At 66.6% G+C, this 16,158-nt stretch carries 16 protein-coding genes; 8 read left to right on the forward strand and 8 right to left on the reverse strand.

What is annotated here, in order from left to right; translation table 11 throughout:
* Positions 1–49: 49 nt before the first annotated feature.
* Complete coding sequence (gene queC / locus AM586_RS18100) at positions 50–763, forward strand: 7-cyano-7-deazaguanine synthase QueC (protein WP_047826527.1); 714 nt, start codon at positions 50–52, stop codon at positions 761–763.
* Between the two features lie 4 nt (positions 764–767).
* Positions 768–1,511, forward strand: coding sequence for a metallophosphoesterase (locus tag AM586_RS18105; protein ID WP_047826528.1), 744 nt, complete (start codon positions 768–770; stop codon positions 1,509–1,511).
* On the opposite strand, the gene AM586_RS18110 is transcribed toward AM586_RS18105, so the two are convergent.
* A complete protein-coding gene (locus tag AM586_RS18110; protein WP_047826529.1) occupies positions 1,512–1,898 on the reverse strand; it encodes a hypothetical protein in 387 nt (128 codons plus the stop codon).
* 255 nt (positions 1,899–2,153) lie between these two features.
* Here AM586_RS18110 and AM586_RS18115 point away from each other — a divergent pair, with 255 nt between their 5' ends.
* The 3 genes from AM586_RS18115 (at position 2,154) to AM586_RS18125 (ending at position 5,023) form a co-directional block, all read left to right on the forward strand.
* On the forward strand, positions 2,154–2,363 hold the full coding sequence (locus AM586_RS18115; RefSeq protein WP_047826530.1) for a hypothetical protein: 210 nt from the start codon (positions 2,154–2,156) through the stop codon (positions 2,361–2,363).
* A 101-nt stretch (positions 2,364–2,464) separates the two neighbouring features.
* A complete protein-coding gene (locus AM586_RS18120) occupies positions 2,465–2,956 on the forward strand; it encodes a hypothetical protein (protein ID WP_047826612.1) in 492 nt (163 codons plus the stop codon).
* Positions 2,957–3,058: 102 nt separating this feature from the next.
* Positions 3,059–5,023, forward strand: a complete 1,965-nt coding sequence (locus AM586_RS18125; RefSeq protein WP_047826531.1) for a GAF domain-containing protein — start codon at positions 3,059–3,061, stop codon at positions 5,021–5,023.
* A gap of 18 nt (positions 5,024–5,041) precedes the next feature.
* On the opposite strand, the gene AM586_RS18130 is transcribed toward AM586_RS18125, so the two are convergent.
* The 3 genes from AM586_RS18130 to AM586_RS18140 form a co-directional block, all read right to left on the reverse strand.
* Positions 5,042–7,246 (reverse strand): ATP-binding protein, encoded by a 2,205-nt coding sequence (locus AM586_RS18130; RefSeq protein WP_052234453.1) that lies wholly within the window; start codon positions 7,244–7,246, stop codon positions 5,042–5,044.
* Positions 7,247–7,334: 88 nt separating this feature from the next.
* Complete coding sequence (locus tag AM586_RS18135) at positions 7,335–8,840, reverse strand: HD domain-containing phosphohydrolase (RefSeq protein WP_047826532.1); 1,506 nt, start codon at positions 8,838–8,840, stop codon at positions 7,335–7,337.
* Positions 8,841–9,027: 187 nt separating this feature from the next.
* A complete protein-coding gene (locus AM586_RS18140) occupies positions 9,028–9,765 on the reverse strand; it encodes a DNA-formamidopyrimidine glycosylase family protein (RefSeq protein ID WP_047826533.1) in 738 nt (245 codons plus the stop codon).
* A 159-nt stretch (positions 9,766–9,924) separates the two neighbouring features.
* Between AM586_RS18140 and AM586_RS18145 the strand changes: the two genes are divergently transcribed.
* From AM586_RS18145 to AM586_RS18155, 3 genes are all read left to right on the forward strand, one after another.
* Positions 9,925–10,422: a DUF3016 domain-containing protein gene (locus tag AM586_RS18145; RefSeq protein ID WP_047826534.1), complete on the forward strand. Its 498-nt coding sequence runs from the start codon at positions 9,925–9,927 to the stop codon at positions 10,420–10,422.
* A gap of 126 nt (positions 10,423–10,548) precedes the next feature.
* A complete protein-coding gene (locus AM586_RS18150; RefSeq protein ID WP_047826535.1) occupies positions 10,549–12,939 on the forward strand; it encodes a catalase in 2,391 nt (796 codons plus the stop codon).
* A gap of 111 nt (positions 12,940–13,050) precedes the next feature.
* The gene (locus AM586_RS18155) at positions 13,051–13,536 is read left to right on the forward strand and encodes a DUF3016 domain-containing protein (protein ID WP_229411279.1); all 486 of its coding nucleotides are present in this window, start codon (positions 13,051–13,053) and stop codon (positions 13,534–13,536) included.
* A gap of 16 nt (positions 13,537–13,552) precedes the next feature.
* Here the strand turns inward: AM586_RS18155 and AM586_RS18160 are convergent, their stop codons facing one another.
* The 4 genes from AM586_RS18160 to AM586_RS18175 form a co-directional block, all read right to left on the reverse strand.
* Entirely contained in the window at positions 13,553–14,509 is a 957-nt protein-coding gene (locus tag AM586_RS18160; RefSeq protein WP_156328270.1) for a hypothetical protein, read from the reverse strand.
* Between the two features lie 15 nt (positions 14,510–14,524).
* Entirely contained in the window at positions 14,525–15,016 is a 492-nt protein-coding gene (locus AM586_RS18165) for a hypothetical protein (protein ID WP_047826537.1), read from the reverse strand.
* Between the two features lie 14 nt (positions 15,017–15,030).
* On the reverse strand, positions 15,031–15,636 hold the full coding sequence (locus tag AM586_RS18170; protein ID WP_047826538.1) for an RNA polymerase sigma factor: 606 nt from the start codon (positions 15,634–15,636) through the stop codon (positions 15,031–15,033).
* A gap of 65 nt (positions 15,637–15,701) precedes the next feature.
* The gene (locus AM586_RS18175; protein WP_047826539.1) at positions 15,702–16,145 is read right to left on the reverse strand and encodes a thioesterase family protein; all 444 of its coding nucleotides are present in this window, start codon (positions 16,143–16,145) and stop codon (positions 15,702–15,704) included.
* Positions 16,146–16,158 lie beyond the last annotated feature (13 nt).

Raw genomic sequence — 16,158 nt, forward strand, 5'->3', positions numbered from 1 at the left:
AACGGATTGTCAAAACTGACGGCGGACGCTTTACTTCAGGAATATCAACATGCACCAAGCTGACTCCGCGCTCGTCCTGTTCAGCGGCGGACAAGACTCCACCACCTGCCTGGCCTGGGCCCTGCAACGCTACGAACGCGTCGAAACGATCGGCTTCGACTATGGCCAGCGCCATGCGATCGAACTCGAAGTGCGGCCGACGGTGCTGTCGAAGATGCGCGCCCTGTCGCCGGAATGGGACCGCCGCCTGGGCGAGGACCACATGATCGACCTGTCGCTGATCTCGAAGATCTCGGACACCGCGCTGACCAGCAATGTCGAGATCCAGATGCAGGAAAACGGCTTGCCGAACACGTTCGTGCCGGGACGCAATCTTCTGTTCATGACGGTGGCGGCGACGGTAGCCTACCGCCGCGGCCTGAACGTGCTGGTGGGCGGCATGTGCGAGACCGACTTCTCCGGCTACCCGGACTGCCGCGACGACACCATGAAGGCGCTGCAGGTCGCCCTCAACCTGGGCATGGCCACGCGCCTGAAGGTCGAGACCCCGCTGATGTGGATCGACAAGAAGCAGACCTGGGAACTGGCCGAGCAGTGCGGCGGCGAAGCCCTGGTCGACCTGATCCGCTTCGACACCCACACCTGCTACCTGGGTGAGCGCGGCGCCGCGCACGCCTGGGGCCACGGTTGCGGCACCTGCCCGGCCTGCGCGCTGCGCGCGCGCGGCTACGCGCAGTACGCCGCGGCGCGGCGCGGCGCTTGAACCGATGCGCCTGGCGCTGCTGACCGACCTGCACGCGAACCGCGAAGCCGTCGAGGCCTGCCTGGCGCACGCCGAAGGCCGGCAGGTCGACCAGTATGCCTTCACCGGCGACTTCGTCGGCTACGGCGCCGACCCGGCCTGGGTGGTGCGCACGGTGATGGACTACGTGGGACGCGGCGCGGTGGCGGTGCAGGGCAACCACGATTATTCGGTGACCCGTCCCACAAGGCCGCAGATGCATGCGGAAGCACGGGAGACGATCGAGTGGACCCGCGGCCAGCTGGACCCGGAGCAGATGGCCTTCCTGGCCGACCTGCCGCTGACGCAGAAGCACGGCAACGCCTTCTTCGTGCACGCCAGCGCTTACGATCCGATCCGCTGGGAATACGTCACCGGCACCGAGGAGGCGGAGCGTTCGCTGAAGGCCAGCCGCAGCCGCATCGTGTTCTCGGGCCACGTGCATGCGCCGGCCCTGTACCGCCGCGCCGATGACGGCCGCATGGGTCGCCACGTACCGCAGGCCGGCCAGCGCATCGACCTGCAGCCCCAGCACCAGTACCTCGTGCTGCCTGGCGCCGTGGGCCAGCCCCGTGACCAGAACAACGCCGCCTGCTATGCGGTGTTCGACGACGAGGCCAGGGACATCACTTACTTCAGGGTGCCCTACGATCACGGTGCGGCGGCGCGCAAGGTGATCGCCGCGGGTTTGCCGATCGTGTTTGCGATGCGCTTGATCGAAGGCCTGTAGTCAAACGGCCTGGGCGCGCACCATGCGGTGCCTGCGCGAACGGCTCACCAGGTACCAGATCACGGCCAGCGGCAGCAGCAGGGGCAGCAGCAGCGGCGAGACCGCCAGCGCCAGCACCACGGCGCCGATGCCCAGTCCACCGATCAGGATGATGCCGACGCCGGCGAACACCACCGCCAGCACCGCGCCCACCACCAGCAGGATCAGGCCGGCCAGCAGCGTGCCGCCGCCTGCGAACAGTATCGCCAGCAGGGCGCCCAGCGGGCCGCCGACCTCCTCGCCGTCGACATTGAAGGCCATGTCGCCGCCGTTCAGGCCGAATGCGAAGACGTTCCACAGGAGCAGGGCGAACAGAAACAGGATGACGAAAGCGGCGGTCTTTTTCATGATGGTCCTCGTGCGATTCAGTAGGGATGCAGGTTTGTTTGGTCGTATGTCCTTGCCGGCATGGTTCCAATGTATCTGTACCGGGAAGCCGCCTCCATCGGCATGCGACAGGCTGCAATTTTCGGGGGACCGGCGTGCCCCGGCGCGCGACGAACGGTGGCCGGATGTGGCTGGAATCGTTGGCGGAAATCAAGCCTTGCAATGGAGGGCACGCGGTCTATACTGACAGCCTGCTCTGTCGCAGGAGGGAAGCTTATGCATTGCATCCAGGACCATCCGGCCCATGCGCAAGCCGTTCGGGCCGACAGGGGTGGCCACAAGAATCCGCCATCGGCGCCGCCGGCCATTCCGCCTATCATCATTACGCCGTTCAACAAACAGATCCCGAATCCGGCGATCGATCCGCGCAGCAATCCGCCGGGACCGCCCATCGTCCCGCCGCGCAGGCCCGACCTGCGCATGTAGCGCGCTCTTGTCGTACGTAGTTCCCGCGTGGTGCTTGTCCAGAGCGCCGGAATTTCCTATGATCTGGCCTTTGGGCGTTGTGCCCGATGGGATCGAACGACATGAACGAAGCACCAGACCAGCATGACGAGGACGCGCCGGTACAGGAGGCGCGGCTGTGGAAGGACAATGGCTGGACCGCGCGCGTGATCAAGAACGAGGACGACGAGGGCTGGGCCGTCGCCATGTACAAGGATGGCGAGGCCGAGCCGGCCCTGGTCGGCCCGTGGACGATGGGCCGCGACAAGAAGAACCCGAAGCCGCTCGACGTGAACGCCTTCAACACCCTGGTCAAGACCGCCCACGAAGTCTTGCGCCGCCACGAGCAGCAGCTGCACGCGCAGTTGCACAAGAGCACTGTAGTGTCCGGCGCCGATGGCGAAGTGAAGGTCACGCTCGACATCGTGCCGGACGAGGACAATCCATATGCGCTGCTGACCGCGTTCGACGAGATGGGCGAGCGGCTGGCCCAGGTGCGGGTCCAGCCCGGCTTCAAGCTGTCGCCGTCGTCCGCGCAGGCCTGGGTCGAGAACGATTTCCGCGCACCGCGCTGAAATCGCGTTTCAAAAGCTTCTTTTTCGCGACACTTTCTGCTCAGCAAGCTCCCGAGCTGCTAATATTTCCCTGACGCACTATTTCGTGTTTTAGGGGGATCGATGGAAGACCGTCTTGCGCGCCTTGAAGCGGTGCAGGCCATGCTGCTCGAAATCGGGCAGCTGTCCGCCAGTTGTACCGATATCGGTGAATTCATCGGCGCCGTGCATCGCGCGCTGGGCCGCATCATGTATGCGGAAAACTTCTACGTCACCTTGTCGGAGCGCGAAGACAATACCGTGCGCTTCGTCTACTTCGTCGACACCGTCGACCAGGGCCCGAGTCCGGACGAGCGCGTGACCCTGGCTTCGCCCGAGCAGTCGCCAACCGCCTGGGTAATGCTCAACAAGCAGGCGCTGTCGATGACCTCCGAGGAAGAGCGCGCGCGGGAGAACGGCAATACCTGGGGCACGGGCAGCGTGGCCGAGCACTGGATGGGCTGTCCGCTGCTCGACCAGCAGCACGAGCTGCTGGGCGCCATCGTCATCCAGAGCTACCTACCGGAACACACTTACAGCGAAGAAGACCAGGCGCTGTTCGCCCTGATCGCGAACCACGTCTCGAACGCCCTGCAGGGCCTGCAGAGCATGGACCGCCTCGAGCGTGCCGTGCAGGAACGCACCGCGGCGCTGGCGCGCGAAGTGGCCGAGCGCCGCCGCGCCGAACAGGTCCAGCATGCGCTGTACCAGATCGCCGACCTGTCGGCCTCGGCGCTGGACGCGGACGTGCTGGCGGCCAGCCTGCACCGCATCATCGGCGAGCTGATGGTGGCGCAGAACTTCCTGATCGCGCTGACCCACCCGGAAAGCGGCGAACTCAGCGTTCCGTACTATGCCGACGAGAGGGACAGTTACAGCCCGAACCAGCGTTTCCCGCTCGGCGCCGGCATGGTGTCCTATGTGCTGCAGACGCGCCAGGCCCAGCTGCACGACGCCGGCAGCATCGCGCGCCTGCGCGCTGCCGGCAAGGTCCGGGAACCGCTGGGCAACATCGACGTCGCCAGCTGGATCGGCGCGCCGATGCTGGTGCACGACAAGGCCTATGGCGTGATGGTGGTGCAGAGCTACGACCCGGCCATCCTTTATACCAAGACGGAGCTCGACCTGCTGGCCTTCATCGCCAGCCACGTGGCGGTGGCGATTGCCCGCATGCAGGCCGACCGCGCGATCCGCAAGGCCAAGGAGAGCCTGGAAACGCAGAACGCGGCCCTGAACCAGGCCCTTACCCAGCTGCAGGAAGCGCAGTCGGAACTGGTACGCCAGGAAAAGCTCGCTTCGCTCGGCCAGATGGTGGCCGGCGTGGCCCACGAGATCAACACCCCGCTGGGCATCTGCGTGACCGCCACCAGCCACCTGGTGGAAGAACTCAGGCTGACCAAGGAAGAGCTGGCGGCCGGCGAGATGACGGAAGACAGCCTGAACGGCTTTTTCGACGTGGTCGACCAGTCGCTGCGCATCATGACCACCAATACCCAGCGCGCCGCAAGCCTGGTGCGCAGCTTCAAGCAGGTGGCGGTGGACCAGTCCTCGGACAATATCCGCAACTTCAACCTGGGCAAGTACGTGGGCGAGATCCTGCTGTCGCTGCAGCCCAAGCTGAAGGGCAGGCCGGTCAAGGTGCAGGTCGACTGCCCGGCGGACCTGGAGCTGAACAGCTTCCCGGGCGCGGTCTCGCAGATCGTCACCAACATGGTGGTCAACTCGCTGGTGCACGGCTTCGAGCGCGGGCAGCCCGGCCACATCGCGATCCGCGCCCGCCTGGAAGAGGACGACATGGTCGCCTTCGAATACGGCGACGACGGCGCCGGCATGGACGCCGACACGCTGGCCAAGCTGTTCGATCCCTTCTTCACGACCAAGCGCGGCAGCGGCGGCAGCGGCCTCGGCGCGCACATCCTCTACAACCTGGTGACCGGCTCGCTGGGTGGTTCGCTGCGCGTGGAAAGCAGCCCGGGCAAGGGACTGCAGTACTTCCTGCGCTTTCCGCGCAAGGCCCTGCGCAAGGCCCCGGAAGCGCTGGCCGCCTGAGCCCGCGGGTGCTGCGGCTCAGTCCTGGTTCGCCAGGCTTGAGAGCAGCTCGACCAGCTGGCCGATCTCGTAGGGCTTGGCCAGCACCTGCACCCCCGGCACCGTGACGCGCTGGTCGGTGTAGCCGGTCGCCAGCACGACCGGCAGGCCCGGCCGGCGTTCGCGCAGGATACCGGCCAGGTCGATGCCGCTGATCCTGCCCGGCATGACGATGTCGGAAAAGGCGACGTCGACTTCCAATCCTTTCTCGATCATCGCCAGCGCGCGTTCGCCGTCGGCCGCCACCAGCACGTCGAAACCGGCTTCCTCCAGCGCGTGCACGACGGCTTCCCGCACCAGCGCATCGTCCTCGACGAACAGGATGCGGCCGTTGGCCTGCAGCGCTTCCGCCGGCGTGCCGCGGCCGGGCTGCGGCGACAGCGGCAGGTTCGAGCGCGGCAGGTGGAGCTCGACCCGGGTGCCCTGGCCAGGCGTGCTGGACAGCGCCAGCGCGCCCTGCGACTGGGTGGCGAAGGCATAGGCCTGGGCCAGTCCGAGTCCGGTGCCCTTGCCGTGCGCCTTGGTGGTGAAGAAGGGATCGAGGGCGCGCGCCAGCACCTCCGGCGCCATCCCGGTGCCGGTGTCCTGGACCGTCACCAGGACGTAGTCGCCGCCGCTGCGCTCCGCGGTCGGCTCCAGCACGCAGTTGCGCGCGCCGATCGCCAGGTGGCCGCCGTCGGGCATGGCGTCGCGCGCATTGATCGCCAGGTTGAGCATGGCCAGGTCGAACTGCAGCGGATCGACGGTCACCGGCCACAAGTCGTCCTCGCACGCGAGTTCGAGCGCGATGCCCTGGCGCAGCACGTTACGGATCAGTTGCACGGCATTGCGCAGCTGCTCGGACGGGTCGACCGTCAGCAGCCTGGCGTCCTGGACCCGGCCGAAGGAGCCGAGCTGGCCGGTGAGGGCGGTAGCGCGGTTGACGGTGCGCTTGCAGGTCTCGATCAGGCCCTGCACCTTGGGCTGGGTCGAGGTCAGCGCCGCCATCTGCAGGGCCGTGGTCAGGGTCTGCAGCAGGTTGTTGAATTCGTGGGCGATGCCGCCGGTGAGGCGGCCCAGGGCTTCCAGCTTCTGGCCGCGCATCAGCGCTTCCTGTGCGTGTTCGCTGGCGGCGACGGCTTCGGCCACGCGCTGTTCCAGCTCGGCCTGCGCGCGCCGGATCTGGCGGCTGGCGTCGGCCATGCGGTGCGCCACCGCGTCGATCTCGGCGATTCCCTGCGGCGCATAGGCCACTTCGCGGCCCTGGCCCAGGTCTTCGGCGCTGCGGCCCAGGTATTCGATGGGGGCGATGGCGCGCTTGCCGAAGCGGCGCGCCAGCAGCGCCGCCAGCACCAGCAGCGCCGCCATGATCCCCGCCAGGTAGGCCGCCGCATGCAGCGGCACGCGCTGCAGCTCGGACTTCGGAATGCTGACCAGCACCCGCCACTGCGAGTCCGGCACCGTGCTGAAGAAGGCGGTAGCCGGCGTCCCGGAGAGGTTGCGGCCCGCAAACACGCCTTCCACGCGGGCGGCAAAATTCTGCAGCGCCGTCCCGCTCACGGAGCGGCCGCGGAACTGCTCGGCGTCGCGCGAGCGCGCCACGATCCGGCCCTGGCGGTCGATGATCGAGGCCACCCAGGTGGCGGGAAAGCGCTGCTCCGTCATGAGTTCCTGCAGGGTGCTGGCGTTCACGCCCATGCTGAGGAAGTAGCGGATGCTGCCGTCGATGCGCACCGGCACCTGGAGCGCGAAGTCATGGCGGCCCCCCACCGGGGCGAGGAACAGGTCGGACACCAGGGTGCGGTCGGGTCCGTACTTCGCCATCAGCTCGTCCATGTTGGAGATGCGCCGGGTCGGCAGCGGCGTGCCGGGCGCGGCCCGGGTATTCACCAGCTGGCGGCCGTCCGGGCTGTGCAGGATGATCGCGGTTTCCGCCGTCGGCGCCAGGACCCTGGCGTGGCGCTCGAACTCGGCGAGGTCGCCGCGCGCCAGCGAAGGCGAGGTGGCGAGCGCGAGGAGGGTGCCTTCCTTGGTCTCGAGTTCGTTGTCGACCAGCAAGGCGAAGGCGCGCACCGCTTCCTTCACGCCGTTTTCCTGGGCCTGTCTTTCTTCCAGGTAGACGTAGCCGACCGCCAGCGTGGCGGCGGTAAAGGTCGGCACCAGGATCGCCAGGATCAGGACCAGCAGTCGGGTTCGGATGCGCATCGTAGAGTGATGTTTTCCGGGCAATAGTGCACCGGCGCGCGTAGTCTACCGGACAATCATGCGCTTGTCGCTGCCTGGTCCTGCAGGCTCAGTCCGGCCAGCGGCGGTTGATGTCGTCCGCCTTGTCGAGGTGCTGGATCAGGATGTCGACGTAATGCGGATCGAGGTGGTGGCCCGCTACTTCGCGCAGGTAGTCGCGCACCTGCCCGATCGGCCAGGCCTGCTTGTAGCAGCGCTCGTGGGTGAGGGCGTCGAACACGTCGGCCACCGCCACGATGCGCGCATACGGGTGGATCTGCTCGCCCTTCAGGCCCTGCGGATAGCCGCTGCCGTCCCACTTCTCGTGGTGCTGGTGGGCGATCACCGCCGCCGCCTTCAGGATCGGGCGCTGCGAGCCGTCCAGGATCTGCAGCCCGACGGTCGGGTGCTGCTTCATGATTTCCCACTCGTCGGGCGTCAGGCGGCCCGGCTTAAGCAGCACCGCGTCCGGGGTCGCGATCTTGCCGATGTCGTGCATCGGCGCCGCGTGCATCAGCACCGCGGTCTCGTCTTCGGACATGCCGGATTTCTCGGCCAGCAGGTGGCAGACCTGGGCCATGCGGCGCACGTGGTTGCCGGCTTCGTTCGAGCGCGACTCGACCACGTCGCCGAGGCGCAGGATCAGCTCGGCCTGGGTATCGGTGATCTCCTGGTTCAGCAGGATGTTGTCGAAGGCGATCGCGACGCCCGAGCAGAACACGTCGAGCAGCTGGACGTCGATCTCGGAAATCTCCTCGACGCCTTTCAATACCAGCAGCGAGGCTTTGCCGCTGCTGTTCGGGAAGTAGCCGACATAGGTGTCGCCGTGCAGCTTGGAAATGCGGTTGTGGCGCGCCTCGTCGAGCTGGGCCACCAGTTCCGGACCGATGTCGCTCTCGCCCATCTCGCCGATGCGGGCCAGGATCTCGTAGCGGCTCTCGCCGGTGATGACGCTGGCGCCGGTCACGCGCAGCAGCATGCTCTGCTCGAGGCGCAGCAGGGCCACGACCTGCTGCAGCAGGCCGCTGGCGAAGTCTTTCAGGTTGCGCTGCTGGAAGATGTGGGCGGAGGCGGCGATCACGCGCTCCAGGCCTTCGCGGTAGGTCAGCTGTACGCGGCGCGCATCCTCGACCTTCATGATGTCGCGGTAGGCGCGCAGGGCGGCGAAGGTGGTGGTGAACAGCTTCGTGCGGTCGAGCTCGGTCTTTTCCTTGTAGTCGTTGATGTCGTAGTCGACGATCACACGCTCTTCCGGCGCCTGGCCGGGCTGGCCGGTGCGCAGCACGATGCGGGTGAACTGGTTGTCCAGCTCCTGGCGCATCCAGCGCGCCACTTCCAGGCCGCTGTCTTCGCGCTCCATCACCACGTCCAGGAACACCAGTGCGATGTCCTTCTCGCGCGCGAGGACTTGCTTGGCCTCTTCGCCGCTGTAGGCATGCAGGAAGCTGAGGCTGCGGCCGTCCAGACGGAAGCGCGACAGGGTCAGTTTCGTGATGTCGTGGATGTCCGGCTCGTCATCGACGAGCAGTACTTTCCAGGGGGCGAGCTTGGGCGCAGCTGAAGACAGGAATGACATAAGACGATGTCCGTATCGTAAATGTGTCGAAAAGAGCAAAAGCTTGCGCCAGAGCATCAGCGCTCGAAATGATTGTAGTATGAGCAGTAGCCATTAACAACCGGAAATATTGAAACCACGAGGGATAAAGTCACAAAGTTGCAACGTGATAATCAGGCAGTATTTACGCGCTGCTATCAAATTGCGGCTAGACGTGGAGTTTCTGGCAGCGCTCGCACCAGAAACTGCGCCGGTTCGAACGGCCCAGATTGGCTTTATGGAAGGGAATGCGGCAGCGCGGGCAGGTCTTCTGGTTGTGCGCCAGCCAGTGCTGCTTGAGGGTGAATTCCTTCTTCCAGGCGAGGAAGTCGAAACTGTACTGGCGCGCCTGCTCGACCAGGGCGCGCAGCTTGGCGGGCGGCAGGGCGCCGACCCTGCACAGCGGATGCAGGCGGATGCGGAACAGCACCTCGTTCTTGATGATGTTGCCGACGCCGGAAAAGATGGCCTGGTCGAGCAGGGCGTCGCAGGCCAGCATGTCCGGGGCGGCACGCAGCTTCTTGCGCGCCTTCTTCGGGTTCCAGGCATCGGACATGACGTCCGCTTCCCAGTCGTAGAGCGCATCGAGCTCGCAGTCGACTTCCTTGACCGAGCAGGCGTAGAAGTTGAGGAAGCTGCCGTCGGCAAAGTGGAGTGACAGGCGCGGCGGCTTGTCCCGCTCTTCGTTGATGCGGTAGGTGCCGAACAGCAGCATGTGGATGCGCACCGCCATCGTCGGCATCTGGATGAAGAACTGCTTGCCCCAGGTGCGCAGCGCCAGCACCGGCTGGTTGAGCAGGCGCGCGGTGTCGATGGCCCAGGTATTGCCCTCGGCGCGCACGATGGTCTGGCCGACGAAGCGGGCAGTCTGCTCCTTCAGAATATACAGCGATGGTCCTTCCGGCACGGTCGTCTCCCTTCGGATCGATTGTCCAGCGGAAGAGCCCGGAACCGGTGTGCGCGGACTAACATTTCATTACAAACTGGCGAAACAGGCAGACGGACAGGAGCATCGAATGGGGCGTATATTGATAGCCGGAAGGCGAATTCCACGAAAGGACAGATCATGAAATCGTTCATGCAGAAGATGGCCCTGGCGGGCCTGTTTGCGCTGGCGGCCGGTAGCGCCGGCGCCACCGTTACGGTGACCTATGTGCAACCGGACCGGTTCAGCGATGTGCCCTTCGTGACCGCGGATCGTGAAGACACGCTGAAGACCCTGACCGACCACTTCACCTGGCTGGGCAGCAGCCTGCCGCCGGGCCAGGACTTGCGCATCGAGGTGCTGGACATCGACCTGGCCGGCCGCCTGATCCCCAACGCGCGCATGGGCCGCGACCTGCGCGTGCTGCGTGGCCAGGCCGACTGGCCGCGCATCGACCTGCGCTATTCGCTGGAGCAGAACGGGCAGGTGCTCAAGAGCGGCGAGGCGCAGCTGTCGGACATGAATTACCTGAACCACACCAACCGCTACTTCGACGGCGAACCGCTGCGCTACGAAAAGGCGATGATCGACGACTGGTTTGAAAAGACCATCGGCCCGCTGCCGCGTAATAGGCGTTGAGTATCGGTCCCTTAGGGAATATTCATGAGAATCGTCGGTCATAAGTTAGTGAGCTAACCAAGCGGGGCTGCTTCGTCGGCTATGTTGATCCTCTGATCAATCCACAGTCGAACCAACGAGGACAGCATGACCGCATCCAAGAAGAGCCCCGGCGCCGACGGCGCCGGTTCCGTACTCGGCACCGTCGCCGGCCCGGCCGACGCATCGCCGCCCAGCGCACGCCCCCACAATCCGGTCGAAAAACGCCTGTTTGAAAAATCCGTCGCGGAGAAGGCGCTGGCTGCGGCCATGCCCTTCAATCCGACCAAGGCCGGTGAACATGGCGAGGCGGCCCGCTCGCCGGCCGAAGGCGCGCACCACCAGCCTTCCACGCCGGCCGCCACCGGCAGCACCGCCAGCGAGATCGCCAGCTCGGACAAGGTCGGCAGCGGCAAGCCGCAGCCGGGCAGCAACCCGACCGTGGCGCCGCTCGACCGCGTGCGCGTCGATCCGGCCGACCGGCACCTGACGACCAACCAGGGCGTCCCGGTGGCGGACAACCAGAACTCGCTGAAGATCGGCCTGCGCGGACCGACCGCGATGGAAGATTTCATCCTGCGCGAGAAACTGACCCACTTCGACCATGAGCGCATTCCCGAGCGCGTGGTCCACGCACGCGGCTCGGCCGCGCACGGATTCTTCGAAGCCTACGACGATTTCAGCGCCCTGACCCGTGCCACGCCGTTCGCCGCGAAGGGCAAGCGCACCCCGGTATTCGTGCGCTTCTCGACCGTGGCCGGCGAGCGTGGCTCGACCGACACGGCGCGCGACGTACGCGGTTTCGCCGTCAAGTTCTATACCGAGGAAGGCAACTGGGACCTGGTCGGCAACAACATCCCGGTGTTCTTCATCCAGGATGCGATGAAGTTCCCCGACCTGGTCCACGCCGCCAAGCCGGAGCCCCACCATGCGATGCCGCAGGCGGCCACCGCCCACGACACCTTCTGGGACTTCGTCGGCCTGTCGCCGGAATCGGCGCACATGCTGATGTGGACCATGTCCGACCGCGCCATCCCGCGCAGCTACCGCACCATGCAGGGTTTCGGCGTCCACACCTTCCGCCTGGTGAACGCCGAGGGTGAATCGCGCTTCGTGAAATTCCACTGGAACCCGACCGCCGGCACGCACTCGCTGGTGTGGGACGAAGCCGTGCGCATCTCGGGCGCCGACCCGGACTTCCACCGGCGCGACCTGTGGGAAGCCATCGAGTCCGGCAATTTCCCGGAGTGGGAACTGGGCCTGCAGGTCTTCACCGAGGAAGAGGCGGCGTCGTTCGGCTTCGACATCCTCGATCCGACCAAGCTGGTGCCGGAAGAGCTGGTGCCGGTGCGCCCGGTCGGACGCATGGTGCTGGATCGCAACCCGGACAACTTCTTTGCCGAGACCGAGCAGGTCGCGTTCTGCACGGCCCACGTCGTGCCCGGCATCGACTTCACCAACGATCCGCTGCTGCAGGGACGCATCCACTCCTACCTCGACACCCAGATCACCCGCCTGGGCGGACCGAACTTCCACGAGATCCCGATCAATTCGCCGATCGTGCAGGTCCAGAACAACCAGCGCGATGGCATGCACCGCCAGGCCATCCATCGCGGGCGTGTCAACTATGAGCCGAATTCGCTGGGCGGCGGCTGTCCTTTCCAGTCGGGCCGGATGGGCTTCACCAGCTTCCCCGAGCGCTTCGCCAACGAGGACAAGGTACGCGGCAAGCCCGAACTGTTCGCCGAGCACTACGGCCAGGCGCGCCAGTTCTACCAGAGCCAGACCGCCGCCGAGCAGACGCATATCGCGAACGCCTTCCGCTTCGAGCTGACCCGTGTGCAGACCCCGGCCGTGCGCCAGCGCATCCTGGCCCTGCTCGGCAACGTCGACGCCGGGCTGGCCGCCAAGGTGGCCGAAGGCCTGGGCATGGAGGTGCCGGAGCCGCTGCCGCGCGCCAGCGACGGTCCGGTGCCCGACTACCCGCCGTCGCCGGCCTTGTCGCTGCTGAGCCGGCAGGGCGAGACCGGGATCCGCACGCGCCGCGTCGCCATCCTGGTGGCGCCAGGCGTGGACGGCGCCCAGGTCAACAGCCTGTATGCCGGCCTGCTGAAGGAGGGCGCCGTGCCGCGCCTGGTCGGCAGCATGCTGGGCAAGGTCAAGCCGGCCAGCGGCGCGGCGCTCGACGTCGAGATTTCGCTGGAAGCCGGCCCGTCCGTCATGTACGACGGCATGATCGTGCCGGACGGCGCCGCGGCCGAGGCCCTGGCGCGCAATGCCCATGCGATCGACTTCGTGCGCGAGCAGTACCGCCACTGCAAGCCGATCCTGGTCATGGGCGCCGGCGCGGAGCTGCTCGCCAGGGCCATGGTGCCGACCGCGCTGCCGGATGGCGCGGCCGACCCGGCGCTGCTGGTCGACGGCACGCTGGACGCCTTCACGGCAGCGCTGGCGGCGCACCGCGCCTACGTGCGCGAGACCGATCCGCCGATGGTGTAAGCCTGCGGCGGGAAAGGCGGCGGGCAGGGGCCAGGCGAGCGCAAGCGGCAAGCCTGGCGTATATTGGCGGTCTTGGCGACAATTAACGAAAGGGCAACCATGAAATCCGTCATGCATACAATAGCTCTGGCAGGCATGTTGGCATTTGCCACCGGCAGTGCCGGCGCCGCCGTCACGGTTACCTACGTGCAGCCGGACAATTTCACCGACCTGCCTGCCGCGCCCGGGGAGCGCGAGGATGCGCTGAAGGACCTGACCGAGCACTTCACCAGGCTGGGCAACAGCCTGCCGCCGGGCCAGGACCTGCGCATCGAGGTGCTGGACGTCGACCTGGCCGGGCGCGCGATCCCGCGCGCGGGTGCGCTGCGCGAAGTGCGCGTGTTGCGCAATGCCGACTGGCCGCGCATGGAACTTCGCTATTCGCTGGAGCAGGGCGGGCAGGTGATCAAGAGCGGCGAGGCGCAACTGTCCGACATGGCTTTCCTCGATCACCGCAGCCGCTACTTCGAGAATGTCACCCTGCGTTACGACAAGCAGATGATCGACGACTGGTATGTGAAGACCATCGGCCCGCTTCCCCCCAAGGCCCGCCGCTGAGCTCGCATCCAGGCGCCTAGCGCGCCTTGTCGACCTTGCCGGCCAGCCTGGCCAGCGGATCCCTGACGGTATAGTCGGCGGGCACCGCGAACAGGCTGGCGGCCGGTTCCTCGCGCTTGAGATGGTCCAGGCGGAACACGGTGTCGCCGCTGCGCGGGTCGCTGTGCTTCGTGAACACGGTTACCTGCAGCTCGGGTGCATACCAGGTCTCGTCCGAGACCACGATCGGATTGCGGTTGCCGATCTCGCCGGCCGGGATCTCGTAGCTGCGCAGCTTGCCCTCGGCCTTGACGCCGTTGAAGTCGCGCGTGCCCAGCTCCCTGGTGACTGCCTTCGAGGCCCATTTTATGTCGCCGAACGCACCGGCGGTCAGCGGCGCCAGGCGGATCCGGGCGTCGCGCAGGGCCTCGCCGTTCGCTTCCAGCGCCTTCGATACGTGGATGCGCACGTCCTCCTGGATGTCCTGGCGGGCTTCGGCGTCCGCGCGCACGATGCGCTTGACGATGATCTCTTCCTTGCCGTCCTCCAGCTTGCGCCGTTCGACGGTCGGCAGGGCGCCGTCCTTGCGCATCTGCTCGACCTGTGCGCGCGCCGTTTCGGCCGCCTTGCGCGCCGCCTCCGCAGGACGGGCGATCTTCGTCGCGCTGCGTTCCTGCGGCTTCAGGATCCAGGTGATGCCGGCGACCGGATCGTGGATGGTGACGATCCTCAGCTCGCCCTTCGGATCGGCGATTTCCTGGCGGGTGCGGCCGGCGCTGTCGCGGTAGGCCATGGTGCTGTGGCGGTCGGCGATCTGGTTGCCGTCCGCCAGGTTCTGCTGGCGCTCCGTCACCATCTGCGCGCTGTAGGGGGCGTTCCTGATCGGGCGCACTTCGGCGCCGCGCATGACGAAGGTGGCCGGCCCTTCCTGCGCCAGGACGGGAAAGGCCAGGCCGGCCAGCAGTGCTGCAAGAACGGGTTTGTTGGTCTTCATGCTCATCCTCACTTGTCATTCAATGGACGTCAGGCGGACCGCCAGCGGCCGGCCGTCGGCGCCGAGCAGCATCTCGGCCTTGACGGTGTCGCCGGCGTTTTCCGGGGTCAGCGGGACCCCCAGCGGCGCCAGGCTGCTGCGGGATACTTCGGTTTCGACCATGCGCGGCGCCGGCTCCTGCTCGATGCGCTCGGGCGATTCGAGGGCGATGAACAGGCCGCCGTCGTGTGAGGCCAGGGGCCGGCCGCGGGCGTCCGGATCGGCGGCCAGGCGCGGGTCGTGCAGCATCAGGCCGAGCACCGTCACGGCCGTCACCGCGCTCGACAGGCCGCCGGCCAGCGCCCAGCGGCGCACTGCCGGCTTCCGGTACCAGGCTTGTCGCGGAAACTGGCGCGCAAAGGCCTGCAGCAGTTCCTTTTCGACGCCGCGCGGGGCGTCCAGCTTCGCCATCTCGCCGCGCAGGGCGTCGAACAGCGGGTCCAGCGGTTCTCGGTCGTGGGATTCCATGGGAGCGGTCCTTTTCATGCCTGCGCGAGGTCGGGCGCGGCGCGCCAGCCGGCCAGGCGCCTGGCCAGGGCCGCGCGGCCGCGCGACAGGCGCGAGCGCACGGTGCCGATGTCGACCTGGCAGATGTCGGCGATCTCGGCATAGGAGAGTTCGTGCATTTCGTACAGGATGACGACGTCGCGGTAGTGCGGCGCCAGGTGGGCCAGGGCGCGCCGCACCTGCTCCGCGGCTTCGTTGTCCAGCAGCCGCGCCAGCGGGCCGCCCTCGTCCAGCGGCAGTTCGGGCCCGTCGTCGGCGCCGTCTTCATGGTCAAGCGCGTCAGGCAGGGCGACGTGGCGCCGGCGGCCTTCTTCCAGTTTCAGGATCAGCATGCGCGCCACGCCGAACAGGAAGGCCTGCAGCGTGCCGCGCAGCGGATCGAAGCAGAAGCGCCCGGTCATCAGGCCCATGAATACTTCCTGCACCACGTCGGCGGCGCTGGCCGGCGAGCCGCAGCGCAGCGCCGCGAAGCGGTACAGCGGACCCTGGTGGCGCCGGTACAGGGCCGCGAAGGCGTCTGCCGCACCGCCGCGCATGGCGCGCAGCAGGTCGGAGTCGGAAGTGGCGGAAGTGGTATTCATGGGCGTCGGTATTTACCCATATTCCGCCGGGACAGCAGAAAAGTTCCAGCTTTTTTCGGCGGCCCTCAGTCGATCCAGTTCACGCGCTCGAACTTGGCGCGGAATTCGTCCGGCATCGCGACCACCTGGCTGGTCTTGTAGTTGAAGAAGACGAAGCCCTGCTTGGCCATCGCCACCAGCTTCTTGTCGCGCGGGCGGGTGATGCGGAAGATGATGTCGCCGCCGTATTTGTTGAAGTCCATGACCCCGACCTCGAACAGCAGCTGGTCGCGCGCATGGGCTTCGGCGCGGTAGGTGGTGGCCAGGTCGGTGACGATGATGCCGGTGCCGTCGCGCTCGGTTTCGGGGACGCCGAACTCGAACAGGAAGCGGGCGCGCGCCTCGGAAATCATCGAGATCATCGAGTCGTTGCCGAGGTGGTTGGCGGCATTGATGTCGGTGACGCGCACCGTCAGCAAGCTCGTATAGTAGTACTGGTCTTCGGGGAAGTTGAGTTGTAAGCGTGCCATAGTCGGTAAAGCT

It is taken from the genome of Massilia sp. WG5, from assembly GCF_001412595.2.
Classification (GTDB): Bacteria; Pseudomonadota; Gammaproteobacteria; order Burkholderiales; family Burkholderiaceae_D; genus Telluria.